Origin of the sequence: Streptomyces angustmyceticus (assembly GCF_040701845.1) — a bacterium.
Taxonomy (GTDB): Bacteria; Actinomycetota; Actinomycetes; order Streptomycetales; family Streptomycetaceae; genus Streptomyces; species Streptomyces angustmyceticus_A.
On sequence record NZ_JBFBHQ010000006.1, the window covers coordinates 290,912 to 316,643 of the forward strand.

Genomic DNA, 25,732 nt, shown 5'->3' on the forward strand with positions numbered 1-25,732 from the left:
GGGCCGGCCGCCGCGCTGAGGCGGCCGTGACGACGGGGCCGCGCGGACGTCAGCTGCCCGGCAGCTTCTCCTGCAGCCAGTCGAAGACGACCTCGCAGTGCTGCTGCGGGGCCATCGGGGAACAGTGCAGCTGCGCGCCGGTGGCCGCGGTGAGCTTCACATAGTCCTTGGGTGCCGTCAGCTTGTCGAACATCTGGCGCGGCTGCCCCGGATAGAACTGCTCGTCCTCGTAGTCCAGGACCAGGGTGGGCATCGTGATACGGCGCACCACGTCCGTGATGTCCAGCGACGTGATGAGGGTGGCGGGGGTGTAGAAGTCGGTGAACATCGCGCCCTTGCGGGCCGCGAGCATCGCCGGAACGGAGAAGGGCTCGAAGCGCTTCTTCAGCGTCGCGGCCGCGGACGGCGGCAGCTCGGGGACGACCTCCTTGTTCCAGACGGCATTGGTCTTCTCCTTGTCCGGGGTGAGGATCTCCCGGATCTCCGGGGGGAAGCCCAGCCAGGGCTGGAGCACGCCCGGCATCGCCACCAGGGCGGCGATCCGGTGCTCGAAGGCCGCGGCCCTGGGGGCCAGGTTCCCGCCCATGCTCAGCCCGGTCAGGGCGATCCGTCGGGTGTCCACGTCCGGGCGGGCGGACAGCCAGTCGACGAGCGGGGTGACGACGTTCTCCCAGCGCGGCGTGAAGACCACCTGGTCGACGAAGAGCAGCTGCCCCTGGCCGGGCCCGTCGTACACGAGGGCGTTCCAGCCGCGCTGCAGCGCGGCCGCCACCCCGTAGGTCCACATGTCGACGTCCTGCCCGTCGCTGCCGTTCGTCAGGATCACCGTGGGGCGCCGCTCGCGGGAGGCGTCCGGCCGGAAGAACCACACGGGCAGCGGGGTCCTCCCGTACGGGACGTGTGCCGTCAGCGGGGCCGGGTCGCACCGCTCGCAGAACGCGTCCCAGGCATCGCGCCCCGCCTGGTACAGCTGCTCCTCGCTGCCGGGACGGTCGGAGCCGAGGACGAAGAACAGGGCCTGGCCGTAGTACTGCGCGGCCCGCAGCGCACGGAACCGCGTGGTCTGCGTCCCCGGCCTGCCGCTCCGGGGCGGCTCCCTCAGCCGGTCGCCGAGGTTCTTGAAGGTCCGGGTGAAGGTCTGCGCGGAGAGGCCGGCCTTGTTGATGGTGTTCACGGCGGTGAGCACCTCGCCCACCTCACCGGCGCCGTACCCGGACGCGCCCAGTGCGAGCAGCCCGTTGAAGTTGAAGCCGGGGTCCTTGAAGAGCGTCATCACGCCCGGCGTGGCACCGTCCGCCGGAGCGGGGGCCCCGGCCGTGCGGGTGGGGGCGGGCGAGGCACCCGGCGCGCTGCACCCGGCGGCCAGCACGGCCCCCGCCCCGCCGACGAGGCCGGCCAGGGTGGTGCGGCGGGTGGGGCCGGGCTCGGGGTCCCCCGATACGTAGGTCATGCCGACCGAACGTACGAGCCGTGACCCCGGGCCCCTCTCACCGACACCCGCTGTTCCCCCGAACGGCACTTCACGGCCCTGCCCCGGCGCGGGGAGGCGGGAGGAGACAGCGGCCGGCGGGGGATCCCGCTTCAGGAGCCGAACTGCTCGGCGTCCGCGCGCAGGCGCTTGCCGCGCCTGCCCGTCAGCGCTTTGACCGGGATCAGCACCGTCCACCACAGCTTCGCGCCCGTCGGGGAGACGAAGGCGAGCGGCACGGCGACGGCGAAGACCAGCACCGTGGACCCGAGGTCGGCCACGTCGTTGCGCGCGATGGCGTCGGGCACCGGCGCGCGCCCCAGCCAGGGGCGCTTCCACAGCACGACCGTCAGCGCGAGCTCCGTGGCCACCATGGCCGCGACGGCACCGGAGTAGACGGCCACCGACTCGGGCTGGTCCCCGTACTCGGCGAGCAGGGTGGTGGGGAAGGGCATCAGGGCGACCAGCCCCAGGCTCAGCAGACCGAGCCGGATGACCGTCCCGTCCACCTCCCGCACGTACCGGAAGATCTGGAAGTGGCCCCGCCAGCACGCCGCGATGACCAGCAGGCTGAGGACGTACGCCCACACCTTGGGCATCACGTGCCCGAGCGCCCGGCCGAATTCGGTGGGATCCAGCCCGTCGGGGAGCTGGATGTCCAGCGCCAGCAGCGTCATCGCGATGGCGAACACTCCGTCGGACAGCGCGAGGAGCCGGCCCGCGCTCCCCTCGTCGTCGTCCCGTACTCTCCGGACACCGTTCACCACGTCACTCTAGGATCACCCGCCCCGAAAGGCTCAGATTGGATCCTCGTGGCGGCTGTGGTGCCGCAAGTAAGGCTCCCACCAGGGGGACTGATACTCCGTCTGCCGTAAAGTCTTCGTCAACTGCCCGTCCCGCAGATCACGTTCGTGGGGTGTCCGACTATCGGGTTTCGCTACGCGGAGGAGCGGTACATGCCTGGGATTCGATACCGTAGATCCACGGCAACCGTCGAATCTGTGGGCTGGGGCGGTAATGCCCTTGGTCAACGGGGGAGTTGGCGTTACCGCTCCGTGAACATCCCGTTATCGACAAACGTGTTGAATACATGAAGGATGTGCTCGATCCGCACCGACCCCCACTTCGGCCGAGCATGGCCGATTCGGTGCGCATGAGGGAGAGACATTCAGCATGGGCCGCTATTTGGTGCGCAGGCTGGCGAACTACTTGGTGCTGGTAGTCGTCGCCGCGTCCCTCACCTACTTTCTTGCCGGGCTCAGTCTCAATCCCCGGGCCAAGTTCGAGGGCCGTAATCCGCCGCTGCCGGCGTCGTCGATCACCAAGACGCTCGACGAGTACAACATGAACCCGGACACTCCGATCCTGACCCGGTTCGGGCACTGGGCGGAGGGCGTCGTGCACGGCGACCTCGGCAAGACCATCGAAGGCGACGACGTCAACGACGACTTCGGCCGCCGGGTGGGCGTCTCGACCCGGCTGCTGCTGATCGCCACCCTCATCGGCTCCGCCGGCGGTGTCGCGCTCGGCGCCCTGGGAGCCATTCGCCAGTACCGCCTCTTCGACCGGGTCACCACCCTCGCCTCGTTCTTCGTGCTGGCGATGCCGGTGTTCGTCATCGGTGTCGCGCTGAAGATCGGCGCCACCGCGCTGAACGACGGTACGCAGACCATCAAGGTGCTCGGTGAGTACGACGCGCAGTATGCGGGGCAGTGGAACTTCGACGCCCTCGTCAACCGCGCCCAGCACATGCTGCTCCCGGCGCTGACCCTGATCATCCTTCAGGTCGCGCTCTACAGCCGCTACCAGCGTTCCACCATGCTCGACGTCCTCGGCAGCGACTTCCTGCGCACCGCCAGGGCCAAGGGGCTGCGCCGGCGAAAGGCCCTGGTCAAACACGGACTGCGGACCGCGATCCTGCCCATCGTGCCGCTGCTGGTCTACAACATCGTGCTGCTCTTCACCGGTGCGACCTTCACCGAGAAGACCTTCGGCTGGCACGGCATGGGCGAACTCCTCGTCGACTCGATCAACAAGCAGGACGTCAACTCCGTCGCCACCGTCGGACTGTTCTCGGCCATCTTGGTCCTGATCGCCGGTGTGCTGTCCGATCTGCTGTACGCGGCGCTCGATCCGCGCGTACGGGTCCGCTGACCCGCCCCCCAGCCACCGCTGGGAGGTACCCCGTTCGCCGACCGGCCCCCACCCCACCGCCCCTCAGGAGAGCGCGCGATGAGCGTCCAGCTGCCCCCCGCCACCGAACCGGCCCCCGGCCCCGTCCCACCCGGTGAAACCCCCGGCCGTTCCGCCAAGGCCCGTAGCTCACGGCTGCGGCTGACGGTCCGCCGCTTCGCCCGTAACCGACTGGCGCTGTTCGGCCTGTTCCTTCTCGTCCTGCTGTTTCTCGGCGCCTACGGCGGCCCGTTCCTCACCAAGTGGGACTACCAGCAGCACGACTTCTTGAACTTCCTCTCCAGCCCCTCCGACGACCACTGGTGGGGCACCACCCAGGGTGGCGTCGACCTCTTCGCGCTCACCATGCGCGGTCTGCAGAAGTCGCTGATCATCGGCCTCCTCGTCGGTGTCATCTCCACCTTCCTGGCCGCCACCGTCGGCGCCTTCGCCGCGTACTTCGGCGGCTGGACCGACCGGGTGCTGATGTGGCTCGTCGACCTGCTGCTGGTGATGCCCGCGTTCCTGATCATCGCCGTGCTGTCGCCCGCCTTCCGCGGCGCCACCTGGCTGGTCTTCGTCATCCTGCTCGGCGCCTTCAGCTGGATGATCACCGGCCGGGTCGTACGGTCCATGACCTTCACGCTCAAGGACCGCGAGTTCGTCAAGGCCGCCAAGTACATGGGCGTCTCCGCGCCGGTCATCATCTTCCGGCACATCCTGCCCAGCATGGCCTCGATGCTGATCATCGACACCGTCATCCAGGTCGGTGCGGCGGTCATCGGCGAGAGCGGCCTGTCGTACTTCGGATTCGGCGTGCAGGCACCCGACGTCTCCCTCGGCACGGTCATCGCCGACAACACCACCAATGCCTCCACCTACCCGTGGCTGTTCTTCTTCCCGGCCGGCTGCCTGGTGCTGATCGGCGTCTCCATCTCCTTCATCGGCGACGGCCTGCGGGACGCCCTCGACCCCAACGCGTCCGGCGCGAAGGCGCGTCCGCCCCGAAAGAAGAAGCAGCCGAAGCAGCAGGCCGCGGCCGCGCTCCCGGCGCAGGTGACGGCCTCCGGCAGCCGGCCCACCGAGCCCGGAACCCCCGCCGGCAGCCAGGGCGCCGCCTCGTGAACCGCGCCCCCCACCCCCAACACCAGCTCCCCACGCACCGCGCGCCCCAGGAAGGACCCCGACGGTGACCGAGACCAGGCCGTCCCAGCCCACCGAGGCCCTCGACACGGCGCAGCCCGTCCTGGACGTCAGCGACCTGACCGTCTCCTTCCCGAGCGAAGCCGGCGAGGTGCGGGCCGTACGCGGCGTCTCCTACGCCGTGCGGCCCGGCGAGGTGCTCGGCATCGTCGGCGAGTCCGGCTCCGGCAAGTCCGTCTCCTCCATGGCCGTACTCGGACTGCTGCCCGAGACCGCCCACGTCACCGGCTCCGTCAAGCTCGCCGGGCGCGAACTGCTCGGCCTCGGCGACGCCGCGCTGTCGAAGATCCGCGGCAAGGACATCGGCATGGTCTTCCAGGACCCGCTGTCCGCGCTGACCCCCGTCTACTCCGTCGGCGACCAGATCATCGAGGCCCTCCAGGTCCACCAGTCGCTCGACAAGAAGGTCGCCCGCAAACGGGCCGTCGACCTGCTCGACGTGGTCGGGATCCCGGACTCCAAGCGCCGGGTGGACGCGTTCCCCCACGAGTTCTCCGGCGGGATGCGTCAGCGCGCGATGATCGCCATGGCCATCGCCAACGACCCCAAGGTCATCATCGCCGACGAGCCCACCACGGCCCTCGATGTGACCATCCAGGCCCAGGTCCTGGACGTCCTCAAGACCGCCCAGGAGGTCACCGGCGCCGCCATTGTCATGATCACCCATGACCTCGGGGTGATCGCCGGCTTCGCCGACCGGGTGCAGGTCATGTACGCGGGCAAGCCGGTCGAGGCGGGCCCGGTGGACGAGGTCTACTACCAGCCGCGGATGCCGTACACCATCGGTCTGCTCGGCTCGATCCCGCGGCTGGACGAGGCCCGGGCGGAGGGCACCGAGCGCCGCGCCCTGACCCCCATCGACGGCAACCCGCCCAAGATGGTCGACCTGGCCCCCGGCTGCCCCTTCGCCCCCCGCTGCCCCGTCGCCGTCGACCAGTGCCGCACCACGGAGCCGGAACTGACGGTCGCCGAGGGCTCCCAGCACCCCACCGCCTGCCACCGCGCGCACGAGATCGGCGCCGGTCTCGACCGCGACGCCGTCTTCCCCGTGCCGGTCCTGCCGGAATCCGCGCCGATCGAGCGGCTGCCGCGCGAGGAGCGCCCCACCGTGCTCGAGCTCGACGGACTCGTCAAGCACTTCCCCCTGACCAAGGGCGCGGTCATCAAGCGCACCGTCGGCACCGTCCGGGCCGTGGACGGCATCAGCCTGGACATCCGCGAGGGCGAGACGCTGGGCCTGGTCGGCGAGTCCGGCTGCGGCAAGACCACCACCCTGCTGGAGATCCTCGACCTGCCCAGCGGACAGGCCGGCACCGTCACCGTCTTCGGCAAGGACATCCGCGGCCTCAGCAGGGCGGACCGCAAGGGGCTCCGCCGCGACATGCAGATCGTCTTCCAGGACCCGATGGCGGCGCTCGACGCCCGGATGCCGGTCGGCGACATCCTCGCCGAACCGATGAAGACACACGGCTGGGACAAGGAGCGCATCGCCGCCCGCATCCCCGAACTCCTCGACATGGTCGGCCTGGAGGCCGAGCACGCCGACCGCTACCCGCAGGAGTTCTCCGGCGGCCAGCGCCAGCGCATCTCCATCGCCCGCGCCCTGGCGCTGGAGCCCCGGCTCGTCATCCTCGACGAACCGGTGTCCGCCCTCGACGTGTCCATCCAGGCAGGTGTCCTCAACCTCCTCGACGAGCTGAAGACCCGCCTCGGCCTGAGCTACCTCTTCGTCGCCCACGACCTGTCCGTCGTACGGCACATCGCCGACCGCATCGCGGTCATGTACCTCGGCCGGATCGTGGAACTCGGCGCGGCCGACGACGTGTTCGCCGCGCCCTCCCATCCGTACACCCAGGCGCTGCTGTCCGCGGTTCCGCTGCCCGACCCGCGCAAGGAGCGGGAGCGCACCCGGATCCTGCTCAGCGGCGATCTGCCCAGCCCGGCGGACGTGCCGTCCGGCTGCCGGTTCGCGGGCCGCTGCCCGAAGTACGCCGGACTCACCGACAGCGAGCAGGCGCGCTGCCGGGACGAGGACCCCGCAACGTCGGTCCTGGCTCCCGACCATGCGGCGGCCTGCCACTACGCGAGGCCGCTCGACGTCGTCCCGCCCGCAGCGGACTGATCCGCCCGCGATCCAGCTCCGCACCCGCACATCCGTAGCCCGTACGTTCCCCACAGTTCAGGAAGAGGCATCCGTGAAGGTCTCCCGATATCCCGTCGCTCTCGTCGCGACCCTCGCCGTGTCCTCGCTGGCACTGACCGCCTGCGGCGGCTCGGACAGCGACGACGACGCGCAGCAGAAGGCCCCGCTGGGGTCGTCCGCCCTCAACATCAAGGCGACGGACCCCGCGAAGCTCAAGCAGGGCGGGACGATGAACTGGGCCATCACCACGTTTGCCACCCAGTGGAACATCACGGAGGTCGACGGCCTGCAGGCCGGCCCCACCGAGGTGATGAAGTCCCTCATGCCGAACCTGTGGCGCTCGGACGCCCAGGGTGTGCAGACGCCCAACAAGGCGTTCCTGCTGGACGCCTCGTCCGCGACGGTCAAGGGCAAGCAGGTCGTCACCTGGCATCTGAACCCCAAGGCCAAGTGGTCCGACGGCACGCCGATCACCTGGAAGGACATCGCGGCCAACACGAAGGCCCTGGACGGCCATGACAAGGCGTTCAAGGTGTCTTCCAGCGTCGGCTTCGAGCAGGTCGAGGACGTCAAGAAGGGCAAGGACGACTACGAGGCCGTCATGACCTTCACCAAGCCGTTCGCGGACTGGAAGGGCATGTTCAACTCGGCGGCCAACCAGCCGCTGTACCCGGCGAAGTACGTCTCCGACCCGAAGGCCTTCAACACCGCCTACGTCAACAAGATCCCGGTCACCGGCAACGCCTTCAAGCTGGGCAGCATCGACAAGTCCGCCAAGACCGTGACCGTCGTGGCCGACCCGAAGTGGTGGGGCGACAAGCCCAAGCTGGACAAGATCGTCTTCCATGCGATGGACCAGGCCTCGATGCCGGGTGCCTTCGCCAACGGTGAGGTCGACTACTTCGACGTCGGCGGTGACGCCTCCGCCTTCAAGCAGGCCTCCAAGGTGTCGGCGGGTGAGATCCGGGAAGCGGGTGGCCCCAACTACCGTCAGCTCACCTTCAACGGGGGGAGCGCCAGGCTGAAGGACCCGAAGGTCCGCCAGGCGCTCTTCATGGCCACCGACCGCGAGACGATCGCCAAGTCGGACCTCAAGGGCCTGGGCTGGAAGCCCTCCGCCATGAACAACCACCTTCTGATCTCCAACCAGAAGGGGTACCAGGACAACTCCGGCAAGCTCGGCAAGTACGACCCGCAGGCCGCCGGGAAGCTGCTCGACGAGGCCGGCTGGAAGCTCAGCGGCAAGACCCGTAAGAAGGACGGCAAGGAGCTGTCGCTGCGGTTCGTCATTCCTTCCGGCACGCCCGCGGCCACCAACGAAGGCTCGATGCTGACCCAGATGTACCAGCAGGTCGGCGTCAAGCTGCAGGTCCAGACGGTGCCGGCCAACGACTTCTTCGACAAGTACATCACCCCGGGCGACTTCGACGTCTCGCCCTACACCCTGCTCGGCACGCCGTTCCCCGCCAGCGGCTCCACCAACGTCTACACCATCAAGGGCGGCAACAACGACGCCCACGTCGGCAGCAAGAAGCTGGACGATCTCCTCAACGCCGCCAGCTCCAACGCCGCCGACCCGGCCGGTGCGCTCAAGCAGACCAACCAGGCCGACGCCGAGGCCTGGCAGCTCGCCGGCGTCCTGCCGCTCTACCAGCGCCCCGACATCGCGGCGATCAAGAAGAACCTCGTCAACATGGGCGCCCTCGGCATGACCGACGTGGTCTACGAGCACATCGGCTTCACCAAGTAGTCCGCCCGGCACCAGGCACACGGACGCCGGTGGCCGTACCCGAAGCGAGCGGGTACGGCCACCGGCGTTCTTCCGTACGGAGTCCGCCGACCGCGTGCGTCATCCTCCGTGCCCGCCCGGCCCGCCCGGCCCGTCACGACCAGCGGACGGGCAGACTCCGCGGTCCGCGGAGCAGGGCGCCCAACCGCCAGGAGAGGTTCGCCGGGTGGGCGTCCAGCTCCAGTTTCGGACAGCGCTCCAGGAGGGTGCGCACCGCGATCCGGGCCTCCAGCCGGGCGAGCGGGGCGCCGAGGCAGAAGTGGATGCCATGGCCGAAGGCCACATGGCCCCTGGCGTCGCGGGTGATGTCGAAGCGGCCGGGATCGTCGAACCGGAGCGGGTCGCGTCCCGAGTCGGCGATCACCGGGAGCACCACCTCGCCGCCACCGGGGATCACCGTGCCCGCGATCTCGGTCGGCTCCACGGTGAAACGGAAGGTGGACGTCTCCAGCGGCCCGTCATAGCGCAGCATCTCCTCCACCGCGCCGTCGATCAGGGACAGATCGGCGCGCAGCGCGGCGAGTTGATCCGGATGGGTCAGCAGCGCCAGGACACCGTTGGAGATGAGATTGGCGGTGGTTTCGTAGCCCGCGATCAGCAACAGCTGCGCCATTCCCAGGAGTTCCTCCTGGCTGAGCCGGTCGCCGTCCTCGTCGCTCACCGCGATCAGATCGGTCAGCAGATCGTCGCCGGGCCGGGTGCGCTTCGTCTTCACCAGGGCGTCCAGATAGCCGGCCATGGCGGTCAGGGCTTCCCTGGTCTGCGGCGTCGGTGCGCCGACCATCAAGATGTCGGTCCAGGTGCGGAAGGCGTCCCGCTCCAGGAAGGGCACGCCCAGGAGCTCGCAGATGACCGTGACCGGGAGCGGGAAGGACAGCGCCTCGACGAGGTCACCGCGACCCTCGGGCGCGGCGAGCATCGCCGTCAGCAGCCCGTCGGTCATCTCCTGGACGCGCGGCGCGAGGGACGCCACCCGGCGCGCGGTGAAGGCACGGGCGACCAGCCCCCGGATGCGGGTGTGCTGCGGCGTGTCGGAACGCAGCATCGACACGCCGATGGACACCTGCTGCAGGGGCTGTGCGGACGAGGCGTGCCGCCACTCCTTCGACAGACGGGGATCGCCGAGCGTCGCACGCACCTCCTCGTAGCCGACGACCAGCCAGACGACCGTGCCCTCCGGGAGCCGCACGCGGTGCACGGGCCCCCGCTCGCGCAGCCGTGCGTACACCTCGTGCGGATGGCGGACGTAATCCTCTCCTAATGCCGCCAGGTCGAGGGTCTCCATCGGTTCCGTTGCCATCTGGCCTCCTGTCCCCGTGACCGGTGCCTCGGTACGGCCGGGTACGGGGGAACTATCCGTGGCGGTGGCTGCGCAAACCGTCGGCGGATGCGCAACGGCGCACGGGGGAGGGGGCGTTCGGCGGTTCTGTGTCCGGATGGGGAGGGGCGGAGCGGGACCGGGTGCCGTGCGCCGGGAGAAGCAGGCGACGGCGGATTCCGGTGCGCCGAGGGGCCGGCGGGGTCGTGGTGGACGTCAGCCGCGCGGGCGTTGTCGGAACCCGTTCGTGGACGCGCCGCCACCGGGCCTTCCTACCGGCGGGGGCCGTCGGACGAGCCGTCGCTGCGGCGGCCCCACCGGGGCTCCGTAGGGCGGATGCGCGGGGCGCCGCGGCAGACGGGTCAGGTGCATCATGGAGGTAATCGAATGGACGCACATGAAGAGGCGTAATTCGTGAGCGAAGGATTTCCGGAGACCGGTTACGGGAGCGAGGAATCCGGCACCGAGGGCATCCGGCCCGACCGCGAAGGACAGGCCGAGGCCTTCGACGCGATCGGTGACCGCTACGACGAGGCGTTCCCGTACAAGAAGGGGCAGCTCGCCGCCGCCGAGTGGCTGATCGGGGCGCTGCCCGCCGGATCCCGCGTGCTGGACCTGGGCTGCGGAACGGGCCTGCCGACCGCCCGGCAGCTGGTGGAGGCGGGACTGGAGGTCGTCGGCGTCGATCTGTCGCGCGGCATGGTGGAGCTCGCCCGGCAGTATGTGCCCCGCGCAACGTTCCACCGGTTGGACATCGCCGACCTGGGGGCCGACGGACCCCACGACCTGGGGCGTTTCGATGCGGTCGCGGCCTTCTTCTCCCTGCTGATGCTGCCGCGCGGGGAGATTCCCGGCGTGCTGCGGATGATCCATGACCTGCTGGTCCCCGGCGGCCTCTTCGCCCTCTCGATGGTCGAGGCCGACGTGGACTACTTCACGATCCCCTTCCTCGGCAACACCATCCGGGTCTCCGGCTACCTGCGGGACGACCTGCGCCAGGCCATCGAGGAGGCGGACTTCGAGGTCGTCGAGGAGTCCTCGTACACCTACGCCCCCGAGATCTCGGACGTGCCGCCCGAGGAACAGCTGTTCCTCAACTGCGCGCGACACGGCTGAGGCCGCCCCGTACGGGGCCCCTGGCACCCACCGGACGGACGAGACGAGCCATGGAGCACCGCACTCCCGGTCAGGACCCCGGCAGGCTGCACGCCGGGGCCGGGGGCGGTGCTGCTCCCCGTGACATGGCGGTGGATGCCGCACCCGTGGACACGGGCGCCACCGCGCCGTCCACCCCGCCGTCCCGCCCGTCGTCGCCCGGAAGCGGCCGTTCCGACCGCGTCGCCACGCCGCCCGGGGACCTGCCCGCCGCCGGCCGTGGCACCACCCCTCCGGAGCCGGCCGCGGAGCACCCCGCGCAGAGCGCCCGGGAAGAGGCGGCACGCGTCCCCGGGACGCCGACCGACCGGCTGCGCTACCTCGAAGCCGCGACCCGGCGGATCGCCGGGGGAATCGACCGCGACGAAACCCTGCGGGAACTGTGCCGGGCCGCGATCCCCGCCTTCGCCGACGCGATGCTCGTCCACCTGCGAGACCCCCTGCCGACCGGGGACCGGCCACCGGACGGCCCCCTCGCCCTGCGGTTGCACAGCATCGCTCAGGGACCGGAGGACTCGGTCACCGGCGCGCCCCCGGGCACCGCCGACTTCGTCGAGCTGACGGTCACCGGCCCGTTCGCCGAGCTCCTGCTGGCCGGGCGCCCCGTCTTCGGCGACGCGGCGGAGATCGCGCCCGCGGTGGGCGAGCTGCTGGAGCCGGTGGCGAGCACGCCGACGACACGGTCCCCGGGCCGGTGGCTGATCATCGCTCCGCTGCACGGCCGCCACCAGCTCCTGGGCACCGCCGCCCTCCTGCGCGGCACCGACCGGCCCGCCTTCACCGGCGACGACCTCCTCGTCGCCTCCCAGCTCGCCACCCACACCGCCTTCGGCATCGACCGGGCGATGCTCTCCGGGCGCGAAGCCTCGCTCGCCGACGCGCTCCAGCTCACGATGCTGCCCTCCTCGCTCCCCGCGCCCACCGGCGTACGGCTCGCCAGCCGGTACCTGCCGGCCGCCGAGACCTCCCAGGTGGGCGGCGACTGGTACGACGCGATCCCGCTCCCCGGCAACCGCGTCGCCCTGGTCGTCGGCGACGTGATGGGCCACTCGATGACCTCCGCCGCGATCATGGGCCAGCTGCGTACCACCGTGCAGACCCTCGCCGGACTCGACCTGCCCCCGGAAGAGGTCCTCCACCACCTCGACGAGCAGGCCCAGCGCCTCGGCAGCGAGCACATGGCGACCTGCCTCTACGCCGTCTACGACCCGATTTCGCAACGCCTCCTGGTGGCCGACGCAGGCCATCTCCCTCCGGTACTGCTGCACCCCGACGGGGTCGGCGAAGTACTGCGGATCCCGCCCGGCGCGCCGATCGGCGTGGGCGGCGTCCCCTTCGAATCCGTGGAGATGCCCGCGCCCACGGGAGCGACCCTGCTCCTGTACACCGACGGCCTCGTCGAGTCCCGGACCAGGGACGTCTGGTCCGGGGTGGAGCTGCTGCGCGCCCGCCTGCAGGCGGCTGCCTCCGTGGTCGCCTCCCCGCCGCTGGAGACGCTCTGCGACGCCGTGCTGACCATCCTGGGCCGGGGCGCCCGGGACGATGATGTCGCGCTGCTCGCCGCCCGGTTCGACGGGTTTCCCCCGCGCAATGTCGCGTACTGGTTCCTCAACCCCGAGCCGCAGACCGCCGCCCGGGCCCGGCAGCTGACCCGCAGAGCGCTGCACCGCTGGGGCCTGGACCCGCTGCTCGACACGACCGAGCTCCTGGTCAGCGAGGTGGTGACGAACGCGGTCCGCTACGCCTCCCGGCCGATCGCCCTGCGGCTGCTGCGCACCGATGTCCTCCGCTGCGAGGTGGGCGACGATTCACCGCAGGTCCCCCGGATGCGGCGAGCCCAGGCGGGGGACGAGGGCGGCCGCGGCCTGTTCCTGGTCGACCGCCTGGCCCAGCGCTGGGGCGCGACCCGGCTGAGCACCGGCAAGGTCGTCTGGTTCGAGCAGCCGATCCCCGAGGAGTGCCGAACGGCCGACCCCTGAGGAGCACCCCCCGAAGCGGCGGCACACACCGTGACTTCCACGCTTCCGGACCCCTCGCCTGCCCGCGCCAACCCACCTGCGCCGCCGCGAACTTCGCCGCATCCTGTGTGTTTCGGTGAGAGTGAGCAGGGCACACGCTCCGTAGTCCCCGGCCGGCCCCCCGTCCGGCCGGGGGCCCTTCTCCGGCCGCGGAGAAGCGGGGACGTTCCGGCCGTGTCGCCGCCCGGCCACCTGAGCCGGGTGAGACGGTTCCGGTGACTACGTTCGGATGATCGGCCAGGTGTTCCACCGGCGCATTCCGCGCGATGCGTCGCGCGCCCGGCCGGTGGGAGGAATCTGCGGCCTAAACCTCCGCCCCGCATGTCGCGTTTTGCCTCACGGCTCGTTGTCGCTCACATGATTCCCTGTAGCAGCCCTGTCTCGGGTACCAAGAATATGAACAGGCCGAAGAGCGTCAGCTGGGCCGGACGCATTGCCCTGATCGAGCCCGCCCCCAAACCGGCCCGCTACGCCCGCTATCTGGCGCCCCATTGGAAGGGCATGGCGCGCCTTGACAGTGACAACGGGATCGGTGCCCTGCCGGCCGCCCTCCTTCTGCTGCTCGCCGCGGCGCTGCTCTTCGGAGGCGGCGGAGGCGCAGTGGCCCTGGCGGTACGGGCGGCCTGCGGCGAGCCCCATCTGCTGGGCCTCTGGCTGGCCTTCGACGCCGCCGCGGCCTTCCTCCTGGCCGCTTCCTACTGGCTGGTGAGCCGCTACGGCCTGCGCTTCTACGACACCGAACCCGCCGACAACGAGATCTGGCGCCTGGTGACCGTGGCCAACACCGCCTGGCGCGCCCTTCCCCGCGCCCACCGCCGCCTCCACCAGCCCCGACTGCGTGCCGCCAACACCGCGGCCCGCCTCCTGCTCACCGACCACGCCGATACCCGCACCCGTCAGGCCCTGGCCGCACACACCGAGCTCCTGCGCCATCTGTCGATCACCGTCCTGCCGGACACCCAGACGCACGGTCAGGCCGACGATGCCCTCAGCGCCCTGCTCGCCCACCACGACGCGGACGACTGCCAGATCCTGGACGCCACCGCCCCCGCACCGCCCACCTCGCTCCCGTCGCTCACCGCCGCAACGGCGTAGCGGCCACTCCCCGGAGGCCGGGCGCCGACGGGACCGCCGGGCCGCTTCGCGCACGCCGGGCTCATCCCTCCGGAGGCAGAGACCGGCGCCTGTGCTGCAGGAAGTGGCGTTCGGCCGTGTTCTCGGTGCGGGCGATGGCCTTCTCGTACGCCTCGGCCGCCTCGGTGCTGCGGCCCAGACGACGGAGCAGGTCGGCACGGACGGCGTGGAAGACGTGGTAGCGGTCGAGCCGGAGACCGTCGGCAAGGGCGAGTGCCTCCCGCGGCCCCGCCACCTCGGCCACCGCGACGGCGCGGTGGAGCGCCACGACAGGGCTCGGATCGAGGGCGAGCAACTGGTCGTACAGCTGGAGGATCTGCCGCCAGTCGGTGTCCGCCGCGGTCGGCGCGTCGCTGTGGACCGCCTGGATCGCGGCCTGGATCTGATACGGGCCCGGCTGATCGCGACGCAGGCACTGCCGGACCAGGGCGTGGCCCTCGGCGATGAGCCGGCCGTCCCAGCGACGGCGGTCCTGGTCGGCCAGCAGGACGAGGCCGCCGTCCGGGTCCGTGCGGGCCTCGCGGCGCGCCGCGGTCAGCAGCATGAGGGCGAGCAGCCCGATGACCTCGGGCTCGTCGGGCATCAACTCGGCGAGCAGCCGGCCGAGACGGATCGCCTCCCGGCACAGGTCGTCCCGGACCAGCGCCTCACCCGAGCTGGCCGTATAGCCCTCGTTGAAGACGAGGTAGACCACGGCCAGGACGGCCCGGAGGCGGTCGGGGAGGTCGGCGTCGGTGGGGATCCGATACGGGATCCGGGCATCGCGGATCTTGCCCTTGGCCCGGACGATCCGCTGCGCCATGGTCGGCTCGGCGACCAGGAAGGCCCGGGCGATCTCCCCGGTGGTGAGCCCGCCGAGCAGCCGGAGAGTGAGGGCGACCCGGGCGGCGGGGGCGAGCGCGGGGTGGCAGCAGGTGAAGATCAGACGGAGCCGGTCGTCGCGCACGGGGCCCTCCTCGACCGGTGTGTCCCCGGCGTGCAGCAGTGCGGCCCGGGCCTGCCGGTCCTCGCGGGACGCCTCCCGGCGCAGGCGGTCGATCGCCCGGTTGCGGGCGGTGGTGATGATCCAGCCCGCCGGGCTCGGGGGCAGCCCGGCCGACGGCCAGCGCGCGGCCGCCGTGGTGAAGGCGTCCTGGACCGCTTCCTCGGCGACGTCGATGTCACCGAAGACGCGGACCAGGACGGCGACCGCACGGCCGTACTCCTCGCGGAACACGCCGGAGATCTCGGCCGCGGTCGCCTTCGGCATGCGGGAGGTCACCCGCAGGACCCGTCCTGCAACGGCCTCACCTCGATGGGGAGCGTGGTGGCGCGGGCGAGCTTGCGGCCCCAGTCGAGCGCGGCGTCGAGGTCGGGAGCCTCGATGACGGTGAAGCCGCCGAGGTGCTCCTTGCCCTCGATGTAGGGCCCGTCGGTCGTCAGCGTCTCGTCGTCCTTGCGCCGCACCACGGTGGCCGTGCTCGGCGGGTGCAGACCGCCGGAGAAAACCCAGGCGCCGGACGCCTTGAGCTCGGCCTTCAGGGCTTCGACGTCCCGCATGATCGGCTCCAGGAACTCCGGCGGCGGCGGGGTCCCGTCCCCGTCGGGCTGGTAGATGCTGAGCAGGTAGTGCGTCATGGTGTGCCTCCTTGGCCGGGCGTGGCACCGGCGCTGTGCCGGCGTCTCACCCTCTATACGAACGACCTCGTCCCGGATCGACACCGGGACGCGACCGGCCGGAAGATTTTTTCGCCCGCTCCGGCGGCGGGGAGCGGAGGCGCCCGCACCTCCCAGCTTGAGCCCTCGGCCGGGGCGGCGGGCGGCGGGTCGCCGGCGTCCGTGGTCCGAGTCCGCCGGTGTCCGCCGTCCGGGCCCCCGCCTCTCCGCGGCAACGGGCCGTCCGGCGGTCCGCCGGCTGCCGCGTGCCTTTGGGGGAATGCGGGCCCGCACACGTTCGAAGGCTCCTTCGCGGTGATACCACGTTGGGGTATGCGCGGAGGCCGGACGCCCGGCCCTCGCGCGGCAGGCGACCCTCTTCCGGCCCCGGGCACGGGAGGGGTGGGAGGTGGTGGCGGCCCCGTGCGGAACCGATCCGGCAGCGAGCGCGGCCGTTCCCCTGGCGTCCACGGGGGCACGGCACGGCAGCGCAGGAACGGTGCGCCGCGGGCGGCCCGCGGGGCGCGAGCCCTACGCATGCGCCGGACGATGGGGGACCGGCCGGCTCGTGATGCGGGGGTGGTCACCGAGGTCTCCCGCTCGCTGAGGGTGGCGGCGGCGTACGGATGGCGCCTGATCGTCGTGGGTGCCGCCATCTACGCGATCTTCGCGGCGCTCGGGCGGTTCCAGCTGGTGACGCTGGCGGTGTTCTTGGCCTTGGTGCTGACGGCCCTTCTGGAGCCGTCCGTCAGCCTGCTCAACCGCTGGATGCCGCGGTCCGTGGCGGTCACCGTCGGCCTGCTGCTCGGCATCGTGCTCCTCTTCAGCGTCCTGAGCCTGATCGGGGCGAACGTGGCAGGGGAGTGGGAAGGGCTGCGCCGGGAGTTCGTCGGCGGTGTGGCCAGGATCGAGCGGTGGCTGCAAGGCCCGCCGTTTCGCGTGCGCGCGGGGACGCTCTCGGATCTGCAGGCGCGGGTGTCGCGGTTCGTGGCGAGCCATCGCGCGAGTCTGATCAGCACGGCGCTGAGCGGCGTGGGCCGGCTGGTGGAAGCACTGACGGTGGGGGTGCTGGCGCTGTTCTGTTCGGTCTTCTTCCTGCATTCCGGCGACCGGATGTGGGCGTGGTTCGGCGGCCAGCTGCCGGGACGCGGACGCCACCCCGTGCGTCTCGCGGGGCGTGCCGCATGGGTGACCTTCACCGGGTACACGCGCGGGATCGTGGTGGTTGCCGCGATCAACGCGGTGCTGGTGGGAGTCGGACTGTTCCTCCTGGGCGTCCCCCTTGCCGTACCCCTGGCCGTGCTGGAGTTCTTCGCCGCCTTCATCCCGCTGGTGGGTTCGCCCGTGGCACTGGCCGTGGCCGCAGTGGTGGCACTCGCCGCGAAGGGGCCGCTGGTGGCCGCGGTCGTCGTGCTGCTGATCGTGGTCATCGGGCAGATCGAAGGGCATGTGCTGCACCCCCTCGTGATGAGCCGGGCCGTCCGGCTGCATCCGGTGGTGGTGGCCCTCGCGGTCATCTGCGGCAGCGTCACGGCGGGGGTGCCCGGAGCGGTCGTCGCCGTACCGCTGGTCTCCGTGGCCTGGTCCGTGTACGGCGCCCTGCGGGCACACCCGCCTGAGACCTCGACGTTGCGGGAGCGCTGAGGCGAGACCCGGCGACTCCCGTCCGATGCCGGGGCCCGTTCAGCCGACCGGGACGGGAACGCCGGTCGGACGAGCGTGCCCGCCGGACGTGGGCTTCGGCGGACGGGTGCGCCGGCCGGCTGGGCGGGCCGACCGGCCGGGTGCGGTGACCGGGTGGGCACGCCGCCCCGGCGCCCGGCGGCAACTGGTACCAACCGTCCCGGCTTTGCAGGCCCTGCGCACTGTGTGAGGATCGCTCGTCGCGGCTGTGCGGGAAAACATGAGGCCAAAGGACGGTTAGTGAGCAATTCGGTCAGGCCGGGCGCAACGGAGAAGTCCCTTGTTCCGGACGAGGAACGGGTGTTGCGGCCGCGTGGCCTGGTGGATCTGCGGGGCGCGGACGACGTTCCGGCGCGGTTGTCGTACTCCGCCGGGGCGGTGGTGGTGGTCTCGGGACTGCCGGGGAGCGGGAAGAGCACCCTGCTGCGGCGGTGGTCCGGGGCCGCGTCCATTGTTGATCCGCGCGTCGTCCATGTCGCCTGTGAGGCGGTGATGCCGGCCTGGTTGCCGTATGCGGTGTACCGCCCGTGGGCGCGGTGGAAGTACTTCCGGTGGCTGCGTACGGCGGTGCGTGCCGGCGAGCCGGTGCTGGTCCACGACTGCGGTGGCCGGCCGTGGATGCGCCGGTGGCTGGCCCGAAGCGCCGGACGCCAGGGACGCGAACTGCACCTCGTGCTGTTGGACGTGGGGGTGGCCGAGGCACTCTCGGGCCAGGAGGCCCGCGGCCGATGGGCCCCGCGGCGCGCCTTCGTCCGGCACCGCAGAGGCCTCGACCGGCTGCTGGGGGCGTTGCCCGGACCGAGCACGGTGCGACCGCGTGCTCCACGGGACGCCGTGGACGAAGACGAAGCCGGCTCCGCACCCGCACCGGGCGTCGGACTCCCGCACCAGTCCGCGCCGCCGGAGCCCCCGGCGCCCGTGCCCCTCGACCCGGTGCGGGAAGCGATATCGGTGGTCCTGCTGGACCGCAGTTCACGACAGCACGTCGCCGCAGTGGAGTTCGCTCCCACGGCGTCCGGGCCTCGGTTGCCTCTGCGGGATGCCGAGCCCTCGGACAAGCTTGTTCGAGCCCGCCCCGTTCCCTGACGCCACGCGGTGGTTCCGGGGTCCGCTGCCGGCGGGCACCGCGCCAGACGTTTGCGCCCCCGGCCTGCGTGCGACCGTCGCCCGGCGGCCGTCGCGGAGGCATCCCGTGGGGGCTGGTTTGCGGGCGGCGTGAGGGGCAAGGCACCCTTGCCTCATGTCATACGTGAGGCTCGAAGCCTGGATCGGTGGAGAGTGGCTGCAAGTGGACGCCGTGAGCGTCACCGTAATGGACTCTGCGCTGACTCTCTCCTTCGAACCCCAACGAAGCGAGTCGGGGTACCGGAGCCTCATCTGGGAGCCCCTGGAGAACTTCCTCAGGGAGTACCGCGAAGAGCCGATCGTGGTGGTGCCACTGGGGCGCAACTTGCCGGTGATGTTCGGTCCCGGCGCTGCGGGCCCCTTCCGGCTGGCGGAGACGCCGGGCAAGTGAACCCCGCGCGCCGGCGCTCCCGCCGTGCTGCGTCCGTCGCGCCCCGACGCGGCGGGCACGGTCGTACGGGCTACGTCAGCCCGGTCTGCGCCTTGCTGAACAGCACACCCTCGGAGAAGAAGAACACCGCGTTGCTGCTTCCGTCGGCGCCGTAGCACGTCCAGGTGACGGGATAGTCGTCGGCGAGTTCTTCGCTGTCCTGTTGGCAGGTGCTGGCGTACGTGAACAAGAGCTTCTGGCTGCTGCCGGCCTTGAGCTTGTGGTACTCGGCGAGGGTCAGCGGGTCGCTGGTGGCGGCGCCGCCTTGGTAGGCGCCGGCGATCACGAGCAGGCCGAGTACGCAGACGCCGGCTATCGCGCTCTTCTTCACGAGTGGGATCGTCCTTTTGCGGGTCGGGCGGTGAAGCCGTGTGCCGTGGTCGGGGTCTGGGCGTGAGGGGCGGCGCGTCACGACATCACAGACGGGGCGAGGCGAGGGCGAGCGCCGCTACGAAGTCTAGGGTGCGCGCTCGCGCCGGATGCGCGGGGACTGCTGCCCGGGGGCTTCGCGGCGGTGCCGGACGACAACTGGGCCTCAGGGAGGCGGAGTTCGGCGTCCGATACAGGAATCGGATCCGGTTCGAGCCGTGACCGCTCGACGTCCGGACGATGCCCGCCGCCCACCCAACGTGCTCGCAGCCTGCGGATGCGTCAGCTCCGCACCCCGTGCGCCGCGGGGTCGGGGGCGACGGCGGCGACGGCGGGCGCGCAGAGCGCAACGGCGGCCAGAACGGCGACGGCCCCGCTCCGCGCGGACAGATGGGTGGACATAGCCGGGTTCCCTCGTGACGACAATCCGGGACGAGGGCCGATGGGCACCACGGGCCGGTTGGAGCGGCCCGTCGGCAGGCCGGCCGTTACGGCAGCATCGGGGCCTCCCGCCGCGCCGCAGCGATCCTGACGCCACGGGATTTCCGGGGGCGCACCGGGTTCGCACCGCTTGTGGGTGGCGCATGTCCTCCACGCAAGCCCGCGCCGACTGTCCTCAGTACACCGTGAGTAACCCTTGCGGCGCCTGGATGCATGTACGGGGTGTCGTTTTCGTCCTGGTGAGCGCGGGGGAGTGTGCGCCTGGCGTGGTGTGGTTGTGTATATGTCTGTGTTTTGTAACACCAAACCGGATTTCTTCCGTCAAGACATGACGAGGCGCCACTGTGTGGGGGCCCGGTCAAACCGGCCGGGTATCCGGTTTCCGGCACCTCGTCGAAGGTGCCGTATCCAGGGGGTTTTTGTGCTCCGTAACACTTCGCGTATCGCCGCCGCGGTCCTCGGTTCCGCGGCTCTGGCGGCCACCGCCGTCCTCCCGGCCGCGGCGGCCGGCCACGGCCACTCTCCGGCTCGGCACCACCGCTCGGCAGTGGTGCTCGGTGCGATCCAGTACGACAGCCCCGGGCGGGACGACCACTCCAACCGGAGCCTGAACGCCGAGTACGTGACCGTGAAGAACACCGGTCGTCTGCCGGTCAACCTGCGGGGCTGGACCCTGTCGGACCGCGCCGGCCACACCTACCGGTTCGGCAACGTCCGCCTGGGCGGTCACTCCCAGGTCCGTGTCCACACCGGTATCGGCCGTGACAACCGCTGGGACCTGTTCCAGGACCGTCGCGACTACGTGTGGGACAACCACCGGGGCACCGCGGTCCTGAGCAACGACCACCGTCGGGTCGTCGACATCGAAAGCTGGGGCCACGGTCGGGGCCACCAGCACTGATCACCCCAGGCCGGTCGGTGAGACGTGACGTCACCTCACCGACCACCGGTGCGCCGCAGGTTCCTGCACCTGCGGCGCACTGCCATGTCCGGGCCCACCGTGCCCGCCCGCCTCATGGCAGACGGGGGGATCTCAAAAAGCGCCGTGCACATGGCCGTGCACAAGGCCCGCGCCAGGTGCGCCGTTCCTCGAGACCGCCCACTGCGGCCACGAGGTGGCTCCCCCCTGGTGAACTGCCTCAGTCCTCACGGCCCATAGGACGATCGACCGCCTGCTGCGCGGCGACACATCGCGCGGTGATGGGGTGCTCGGGGCCGAGGATGCGGTGGGCATCGGCATGGGCCTTCTCGGCGAGGCGACCCGCCTCCTCGGCATCGCCCCGCAGCCCGAGCATGCGGGCCAGCTCCGCGAGCGCCTCGATGGTGAACGGGTGCTCTTCCCCCAACTCCGCGTTGCGTGCGTCGACGACCTTGCGCATCTCGTCCACGGCAACGGCCCTGTCACCGTGTTCCCAGGACGTCATCGCGAAGTTGTGCCGCGCTGCGAGCGTATGCGGATGGGCGGCGCCGAACTGGGCGGCATAGGCGCGCAGGGCCTCCTGGGACTCGTCCCACACCTGGTCCCAGCTGAGTTCCCGCACCTCGCTCGCCACGACGGACCCCGCCTCTTGGGCCGAGATCAGCCCCACTCGCATCGTCGCCGCTCGCATCAGCTTGGTCCGTGCGGCGATCTCACCGCTCCTGTCGCCGTGAAGGTCGGGCAAGAGGACCATCAGCCGCTCGGTGAGGCGCAGGGCGGCTCCGAAGCGCCCCACTCCGTAGTGACAATCCACCTGCATGTAGAGCGATTCCACGGTGTCCGCATGGGTCGGCCCGAGCACGCGCTCCCGGATCTCGCCGCCCTGACGGGCGAGGTGGATGGACTCCTCGAAGCGTCCGAGCCTGCCGAAACACCAGCCCAGCTCGACATACGCATCGGCCAGGAGCAGCGGGGCCTCCTCCGACCGCGCGGTTGCCGCATCCAGCGCCGCTCGCAGGACGGGTTCGGCGCCGGCGAAGTCCCCGCCCATGTACATGACCTTGCCCAGGGCGATGGCGTCGGCGACCCCGGCGGCGATGTTGCTGGCCGCCGTGCCCGTGCCCGTGCCCGTGTCCCTGTCCGAGGCCGCGGCCTTCGCCAGCCCGGCCGCGTGGGGCAGCGCATCGGCCCACCGGCCCGCCGCCTCGTGCTCATCCCGTACCCGACGCGCCGCGTCCAGCACTCCGCCTGCGTGCGCGGAATCCAGCAGGGCCAGGAGGTGCGGCTCCACCAGCCGCACCGCACCCGCCCGTTCCCCCTGGGGCACGGCACGGCTCACCAGCTCGGCGGCCGCCGCGTACAACTCCGCGCGCTGGGGCGCAGGTGTCGCCGCCGCCACCGTTTCCAGCAGCAGACCATGAGCGGTCAGACACCGTACGGGCCGTTCGCCGGCGTAGCCCGGTATCTCGACCAGGTCCACCAAAGACGCCGACAGCAGGCCGCGAAGGCCCGCCTCGATCCGCTCCGCCGCGGCTCCCGGCACGCCCACTTCCTGCACCACGGAGGGAGCGAGCAGCCCCACGGGTACCGGCGCCCGCCCCAGGCATGCCAGCAACCGCAACACGGCCACCGCCTCGGGCAGGCCGCGCGCTTCCAGCGCGTCCAACGACAGCTGCCAGGTGCGGCTCAGCCGCTCCCGCGCCCCGCTCTCCGCCTCCGCGCCGCGGTCCAGCAACGCGACGGGATCCTCGCCCAGCCGCTCCAGGTACTCCTCGATGGTCCAGCTCTCCAGCAACTGCTGCGACAGAAAACCCGCCGCCAGCGTCAGCGCCAGGGGGTGACAGCCCAACCGCTGCGCCAGCCGCAGGATCGCGTCCGGCTGATGGTCGCCGGGCGCGAGGTCATGGAGCAGTTGCGCCGCCTCCATCACCGGCAGCATCTCCACCCGGTGCAGCCGCGCCCGCACACCGTGCCAGGCCGGATCGACGGCCTGCCGGGACGTCACCAGCGTCATCCCCCGGGGAGAGGCGCGCAGCCACCCCTCCCGCAGCGGCCGCGGATCATCCGCGTTGTCCAGGACCAGCAGCCATGGCTCCGCGGAGGCATCGAGGCGCTGCCACACCAGGTCGGCGGCGGCCCGCCGCCCCTCCTGCGCGGCTCGTACCTCCTCCGGCGAGGCACCGCGGTCCGCGGCCACCGCCAGCATGCCGGCGCGAAGCTGCGACTCGGTGGAGGCATCCACCCACAGCGTCACCCGCGACGGCGTCATCTGGTCGAACAGCCACCGGGCCACCGCGGTCTTCCCGCACCCCCCGAACCCGTGCAGCACATGGACCCCGTCGCCCGTGTCGGCCGCTTCCAGGAGTGCCCGGCGCAGCTCCGCCCGGTCGCGCAACGATGCCCGCAGCGGCGCGGAGAGCGGTACCCGTACCGAGGCGGGGCCCGTGGGAGCCCCCGACGGTGCGTGGTGGTGGTGTTCGGTGATCTGGATGTCCCGCTCGGACTGGAAGATCCGCGCCTGCCCGTAGGCCACGGCACGCAGTGCGGGCTCCTCGGTCATGGGCCGTCCACTCGGCTGATGCGCATGTCCCGCCCGGCTTGGTAGACGCGGGCCTGGCCGGAGGCGGTGGCGTGCTGGGTGACGGCGGGTGCGGCCGCGGCCTCCGGGGCGAGTTCGGCCAGCAGAGCGCGCAGTTCACCGGCGAGCTCCGGATGCGCGGCGAGCAACCGGCGGATCCGGCCCTGCCACTCGGCCCCCATCTCGGCCGCGGCCGCCTCGTCGCCCGCTGCCTGGGCGCCGAGCAACTCCTCCCGCGTCACGTCGAGTTCGTCGGCAACGGCCGGCGCCCGGTCGGGCCGGGCCCGCTGCCACAGTGCGACCACCCGGTCCCTGACGCTGTGCCAGGTGTCGGTCGCCAGCAGCGTGACGAGAGTTGTCCCTGCGGTCCCCGCCAACGCCGCGATCTCCGGATCCACCGTCGTCCCCCTCCACCTGCGTGTACGGACAGCGTCACCCTAGGACAAGCAGGGGTCCCAAAGCACCGGGGTAGCCGGCAGCCGGCCCCCTGGCAGCACGGCGAGCCGACCGTCCGGCGCTCTGGCGGTCCGACGGTCCGACGGTCCGACGGTCCGGGCAAGGGCGGACCTCATGGAGGGAGCCGTACCGCTGTGAGCCGGTGGCGCTTGTTCAGGAGGCACTCGGCGGACGGAGGTTGCCGAGTGCGGCACCAGTCCGGGGAGGCCCGGGCCGGCCGAGTGCGGCGGCATGAGGAACCGTCCGCCGAGCGGGGGCAACCGGTACCCGCAGAGTGAAGCGCTCGGCCAGAGCCTCCCTCGGGCCGGCAGGGGGCCAGGGGTGTCACCCCCCGTGCGTCCTGCCCAGGTTGCTCAACGTCTGAGCCGAAGGACGACAGGTGTCACCCGCGGCATCAGCTGATCTGCGGCTTCGGCCGGGCGAAGGACGATGGTGGTCACCGGGACGGCGCGCGGTCCGTCAGCAGCAGCGCGCCACGCAGAATCGGTTTCCTCATCCCCGGCGCGCTCCGCCGAGCGTCGCGTCGGGGGCCGCCGCCCGGCAGCCTCGACGGACAGACGCTGTGTCAGAACCCGTGCACCGGGCCATGACGGACGTCGTTTCCACCGGTCACAGGCCGGCGACTTCCCCGGCCCTCTTCAGGGCGGAGCCGAGCGCGCTCACCGCGGAGTCGTGCCGCCTCGCGCGCGCCGCCCGGTCCGCCGGCACCAGCCGCGCGGCGGCCCGTACGGCATGGGTGTCCGGGTCACCGAAGGCGGTCCGCGGGTGCTCTCCGGTATTCGCGCAGTGCGCCGTGACCTCCTTGACCGCCTGGAGCACGACTGCCCGGTCCACGCCCGGCTGCATGGCCAGCCGTACCTGGAGACGCGCCATCCACTTCTCGCGGTCCTTCTCCCTCGCCGCGTCCGTCGTCCGGTCCTTCTTCGCCACGTGCTCTCCCGGGTGATCGTCAGCCGTTCGTCACGGGGTTGGACGTCGGAACATCGAAACGGGTTGCGGAAGCGAGAATCCGATCACGAGCCGAAGACCCGCTGTCCAGCGCGAACGCCGGTGCTCCTCTGGCCAACTCGGCTGCTCACCGGCCAGAGGAAGTGCTCAGTCACCATGAGCTCGAGGTGACCCTGTCTCCTCGCGGCGTCAGAAGTCCAGCTCGACGTAGTCGATGTCGGTGAACTCCACCTGGAGGCCGTCGGCGCGGCGGCCGCTGTCCTTGAAGTAGATCTCCTGCAGGCCTTCGGCAGCGATGTTCTGCAACTGCTGCTCGGGGGCGCCGGCTGCCTGGGCGTCGAAGAGGCGGGCGGCGTAGGCGGGCGGGAGATGCTGGGTGACCAGGCGGATCCGCCCGTCGTCGGTCGTTCCAGGGGCGGCGGTGAAGCCGAACCGGGCCCGGGTCTCGATGGTGATACCGCCGGTCTGCGCGGCGCGGCGCTGGGCGTTCTCGCGCACCCTGGGCTGCCAGCGGCGACGGACCTCGCGCTCTATGCGCGCGGCGAGATCCTTGCGAGGCCGCTTGATCTGGTTCTTGACGTACCGCTCCACCGTGCGCTGGGAGACGCCCAGGAGCTCCGCGACGGCTTTGGTGGAGCCCTTGTGCTGCTTGACCAGGAACCGCATCTGAGCGCCGGCGCTCTTCGGGATCGGGCGGGTGGCGGTGTTCTCCGCGGCCTTGTCGAGGCTGTCGCCGAGGATGCCCATC

At 71.4% G+C, this 25,732-nt stretch carries 21 protein-coding genes; 11 read left to right on the plus strand and 10 right to left on the minus strand.

Annotated features, from left to right (window positions below; all coding sequences use genetic code 11):
* Positions 1–49 precede the first annotated feature (49 nt).
* On the minus strand, positions 50–1,450 hold the full coding sequence (locus AB0411_RS16850; RefSeq protein WP_366418056.1) for an alpha/beta hydrolase family protein: 1,401 nt from the start codon (positions 1,448–1,450) through the stop codon (positions 50–52).
* Positions 1,451–1,581: 131 nt separating this feature from the next.
* Entirely contained in the window at positions 1,582–2,235 is a 654-nt protein-coding gene (locus tag AB0411_RS16855) for a TMEM175 family protein (RefSeq protein WP_366418057.1), read from the minus strand.
* A gap of 406 nt (positions 2,236–2,641) precedes the next feature.
* On the opposite strand from AB0411_RS16855, the gene AB0411_RS16860 reads away from it, so the two are divergent.
* From AB0411_RS16860 to AB0411_RS16875, 4 genes are all read left to right on the plus strand, one after another.
* Complete coding sequence (locus AB0411_RS16860) at positions 2,642–3,622, plus strand: ABC transporter permease (protein ID WP_366418058.1); 981 nt, start codon at positions 2,642–2,644, stop codon at positions 3,620–3,622.
* A gap of 78 nt (positions 3,623–3,700) precedes the next feature.
* Positions 3,701–4,765 (plus strand): ABC transporter permease, encoded by a 1,065-nt coding sequence (locus tag AB0411_RS16865; RefSeq protein WP_366418059.1) that lies wholly within the window; start codon positions 3,701–3,703, stop codon positions 4,763–4,765.
* Between the two features lie 64 nt (positions 4,766–4,829).
* Complete coding sequence (locus AB0411_RS16870; protein ID WP_366418060.1) at positions 4,830–6,965, plus strand: ABC transporter ATP-binding protein; 2,136 nt, start codon at positions 4,830–4,832, stop codon at positions 6,963–6,965.
* A 73-nt stretch (positions 6,966–7,038) separates the two neighbouring features.
* Positions 7,039–8,736 (plus strand): ABC transporter family substrate-binding protein, encoded by a 1,698-nt coding sequence (locus AB0411_RS16875; protein ID WP_366418061.1) that lies wholly within the window; start codon positions 7,039–7,041, stop codon positions 8,734–8,736.
* 133 nt (positions 8,737–8,869) lie between these two features.
* Here AB0411_RS16875 and AB0411_RS16880 read toward each other — a convergent pair whose 3' ends face one another.
* Complete coding sequence (locus tag AB0411_RS16880; protein WP_366418241.1) at positions 8,870–10,060, minus strand: cytochrome P450 family protein; 1,191 nt, start codon at positions 10,058–10,060, stop codon at positions 8,870–8,872.
* Positions 10,061–10,507: 447 nt separating this feature from the next.
* On the opposite strand from AB0411_RS16880, the gene AB0411_RS16885 reads away from it, so the two are divergent.
* The 3 genes from AB0411_RS16885 (at position 10,508) to AB0411_RS16895 (ending at position 14,361) form a co-directional block, all read left to right on the plus strand.
* The gene (locus AB0411_RS16885; RefSeq protein WP_366418062.1) at positions 10,508–11,209 is read left to right on the plus strand and encodes a class I SAM-dependent DNA methyltransferase; all 702 of its coding nucleotides are present in this window, start codon (positions 10,508–10,510) and stop codon (positions 11,207–11,209) included.
* Between the two features lie 50 nt (positions 11,210–11,259).
* Positions 11,260–13,227, plus strand: coding sequence for an ATP-binding SpoIIE family protein phosphatase (locus tag AB0411_RS16890; protein WP_366418063.1), 1,968 nt, complete (start codon positions 11,260–11,262; stop codon positions 13,225–13,227).
* Between the two features lie 435 nt (positions 13,228–13,662).
* The gene (locus tag AB0411_RS16895) at positions 13,663–14,361 is read left to right on the plus strand and encodes a hypothetical protein (protein ID WP_366418064.1); all 699 of its coding nucleotides are present in this window, start codon (positions 13,663–13,665) and stop codon (positions 14,359–14,361) included.
* 61 nt (positions 14,362–14,422) lie between these two features.
* Here AB0411_RS16895 and AB0411_RS16900 read toward each other — a convergent pair whose 3' ends face one another.
* Both AB0411_RS16900 and AB0411_RS16905 read right to left on the minus strand, forming a co-directional pair.
* Complete coding sequence (locus tag AB0411_RS16900) at positions 14,423–15,649, minus strand: RNA polymerase sigma factor (protein ID WP_366418065.1); 1,227 nt, start codon at positions 15,647–15,649, stop codon at positions 14,423–14,425.
* Positions 15,650–15,657: 8 nt separating this feature from the next.
* A complete protein-coding gene (locus tag AB0411_RS16905) occupies positions 15,658–16,017 on the minus strand; it encodes a YciI family protein (RefSeq protein ID WP_366418066.1) in 360 nt (119 codons plus the stop codon).
* A gap of 567 nt (positions 16,018–16,584) precedes the next feature.
* On the opposite strand from AB0411_RS16905, the gene AB0411_RS16910 reads away from it, so the two are divergent.
* The 3 genes from AB0411_RS16910 to AB0411_RS16920 all read left to right on the plus strand — a co-directional run bounded on the left by AB0411_RS16910 (position 16,585) and on the right by AB0411_RS16920 (position 19,234).
* Positions 16,585–17,679: an AI-2E family transporter gene (locus AB0411_RS16910; RefSeq protein WP_366418067.1), complete on the plus strand. Its 1,095-nt coding sequence runs from the start codon at positions 16,585–16,587 to the stop codon at positions 17,677–17,679.
* Between the two features lie 279 nt (positions 17,680–17,958).
* Entirely contained in the window at positions 17,959–18,804 is an 846-nt protein-coding gene (locus AB0411_RS16915; RefSeq protein ID WP_366418068.1) for an AAA family ATPase, read from the plus strand.
* Between the two features lie 154 nt (positions 18,805–18,958).
* A complete protein-coding gene (locus AB0411_RS16920) occupies positions 18,959–19,234 on the plus strand; it encodes a hypothetical protein (RefSeq protein ID WP_086721627.1) in 276 nt (91 codons plus the stop codon).
* Positions 19,235–19,304: 70 nt separating this feature from the next.
* Here AB0411_RS16920 and AB0411_RS16925 read toward each other — a convergent pair whose 3' ends face one another.
* A complete protein-coding gene (locus AB0411_RS16925) occupies positions 19,305–19,604 on the minus strand; it encodes a hypothetical protein (RefSeq protein WP_366418069.1) in 300 nt (99 codons plus the stop codon).
* 900 nt (positions 19,605–20,504) lie between these two features.
* On the opposite strand from AB0411_RS16925, the gene AB0411_RS16930 reads away from it, so the two are divergent.
* Positions 20,505–20,984, plus strand: a complete 480-nt coding sequence (locus tag AB0411_RS16930; protein WP_366418070.1) for a lamin tail domain-containing protein — start codon at positions 20,505–20,507, stop codon at positions 20,982–20,984.
* A gap of 238 nt (positions 20,985–21,222) precedes the next feature.
* Here the strand turns inward: AB0411_RS16930 and AB0411_RS16935 are convergent, their stop codons facing one another.
* The 4 genes from AB0411_RS16935 to tpg form a co-directional block, all read right to left on the minus strand.
* The gene (locus AB0411_RS16935; RefSeq protein ID WP_366418071.1) at positions 21,223–23,562 is read right to left on the minus strand and encodes a tetratricopeptide repeat protein; all 2,340 of its coding nucleotides are present in this window, start codon (positions 23,560–23,562) and stop codon (positions 21,223–21,225) included.
* Positions 23,559–23,978: a hypothetical protein gene (locus AB0411_RS16940; protein ID WP_366418072.1), complete on the minus strand. Its 420-nt coding sequence runs from the start codon at positions 23,976–23,978 to the stop codon at positions 23,559–23,561. The genes AB0411_RS16935 and AB0411_RS16940 overlap by 4 nt, the downstream gene beginning before the upstream one ends.
* Positions 23,979–24,645: 667 nt before the next feature.
* Positions 24,646–24,966 carry a hypothetical protein gene (locus AB0411_RS16945; RefSeq protein WP_366418073.1) on the minus strand — a complete coding sequence of 107 codons (321 nt, stop codon included), beginning with the start codon at positions 24,964–24,966 and terminating at the stop codon, positions 24,646–24,648.
* A gap of 207 nt (positions 24,967–25,173) precedes the next feature.
* Positions 25,174–25,731, minus strand: coding sequence for a telomere-protecting terminal protein Tpg (tpg, locus tag AB0411_RS16950; RefSeq protein WP_366418074.1), 558 nt, complete (start codon positions 25,729–25,731; stop codon positions 25,174–25,176).
* Position 25,732: the final 1 nt, after the last annotated feature.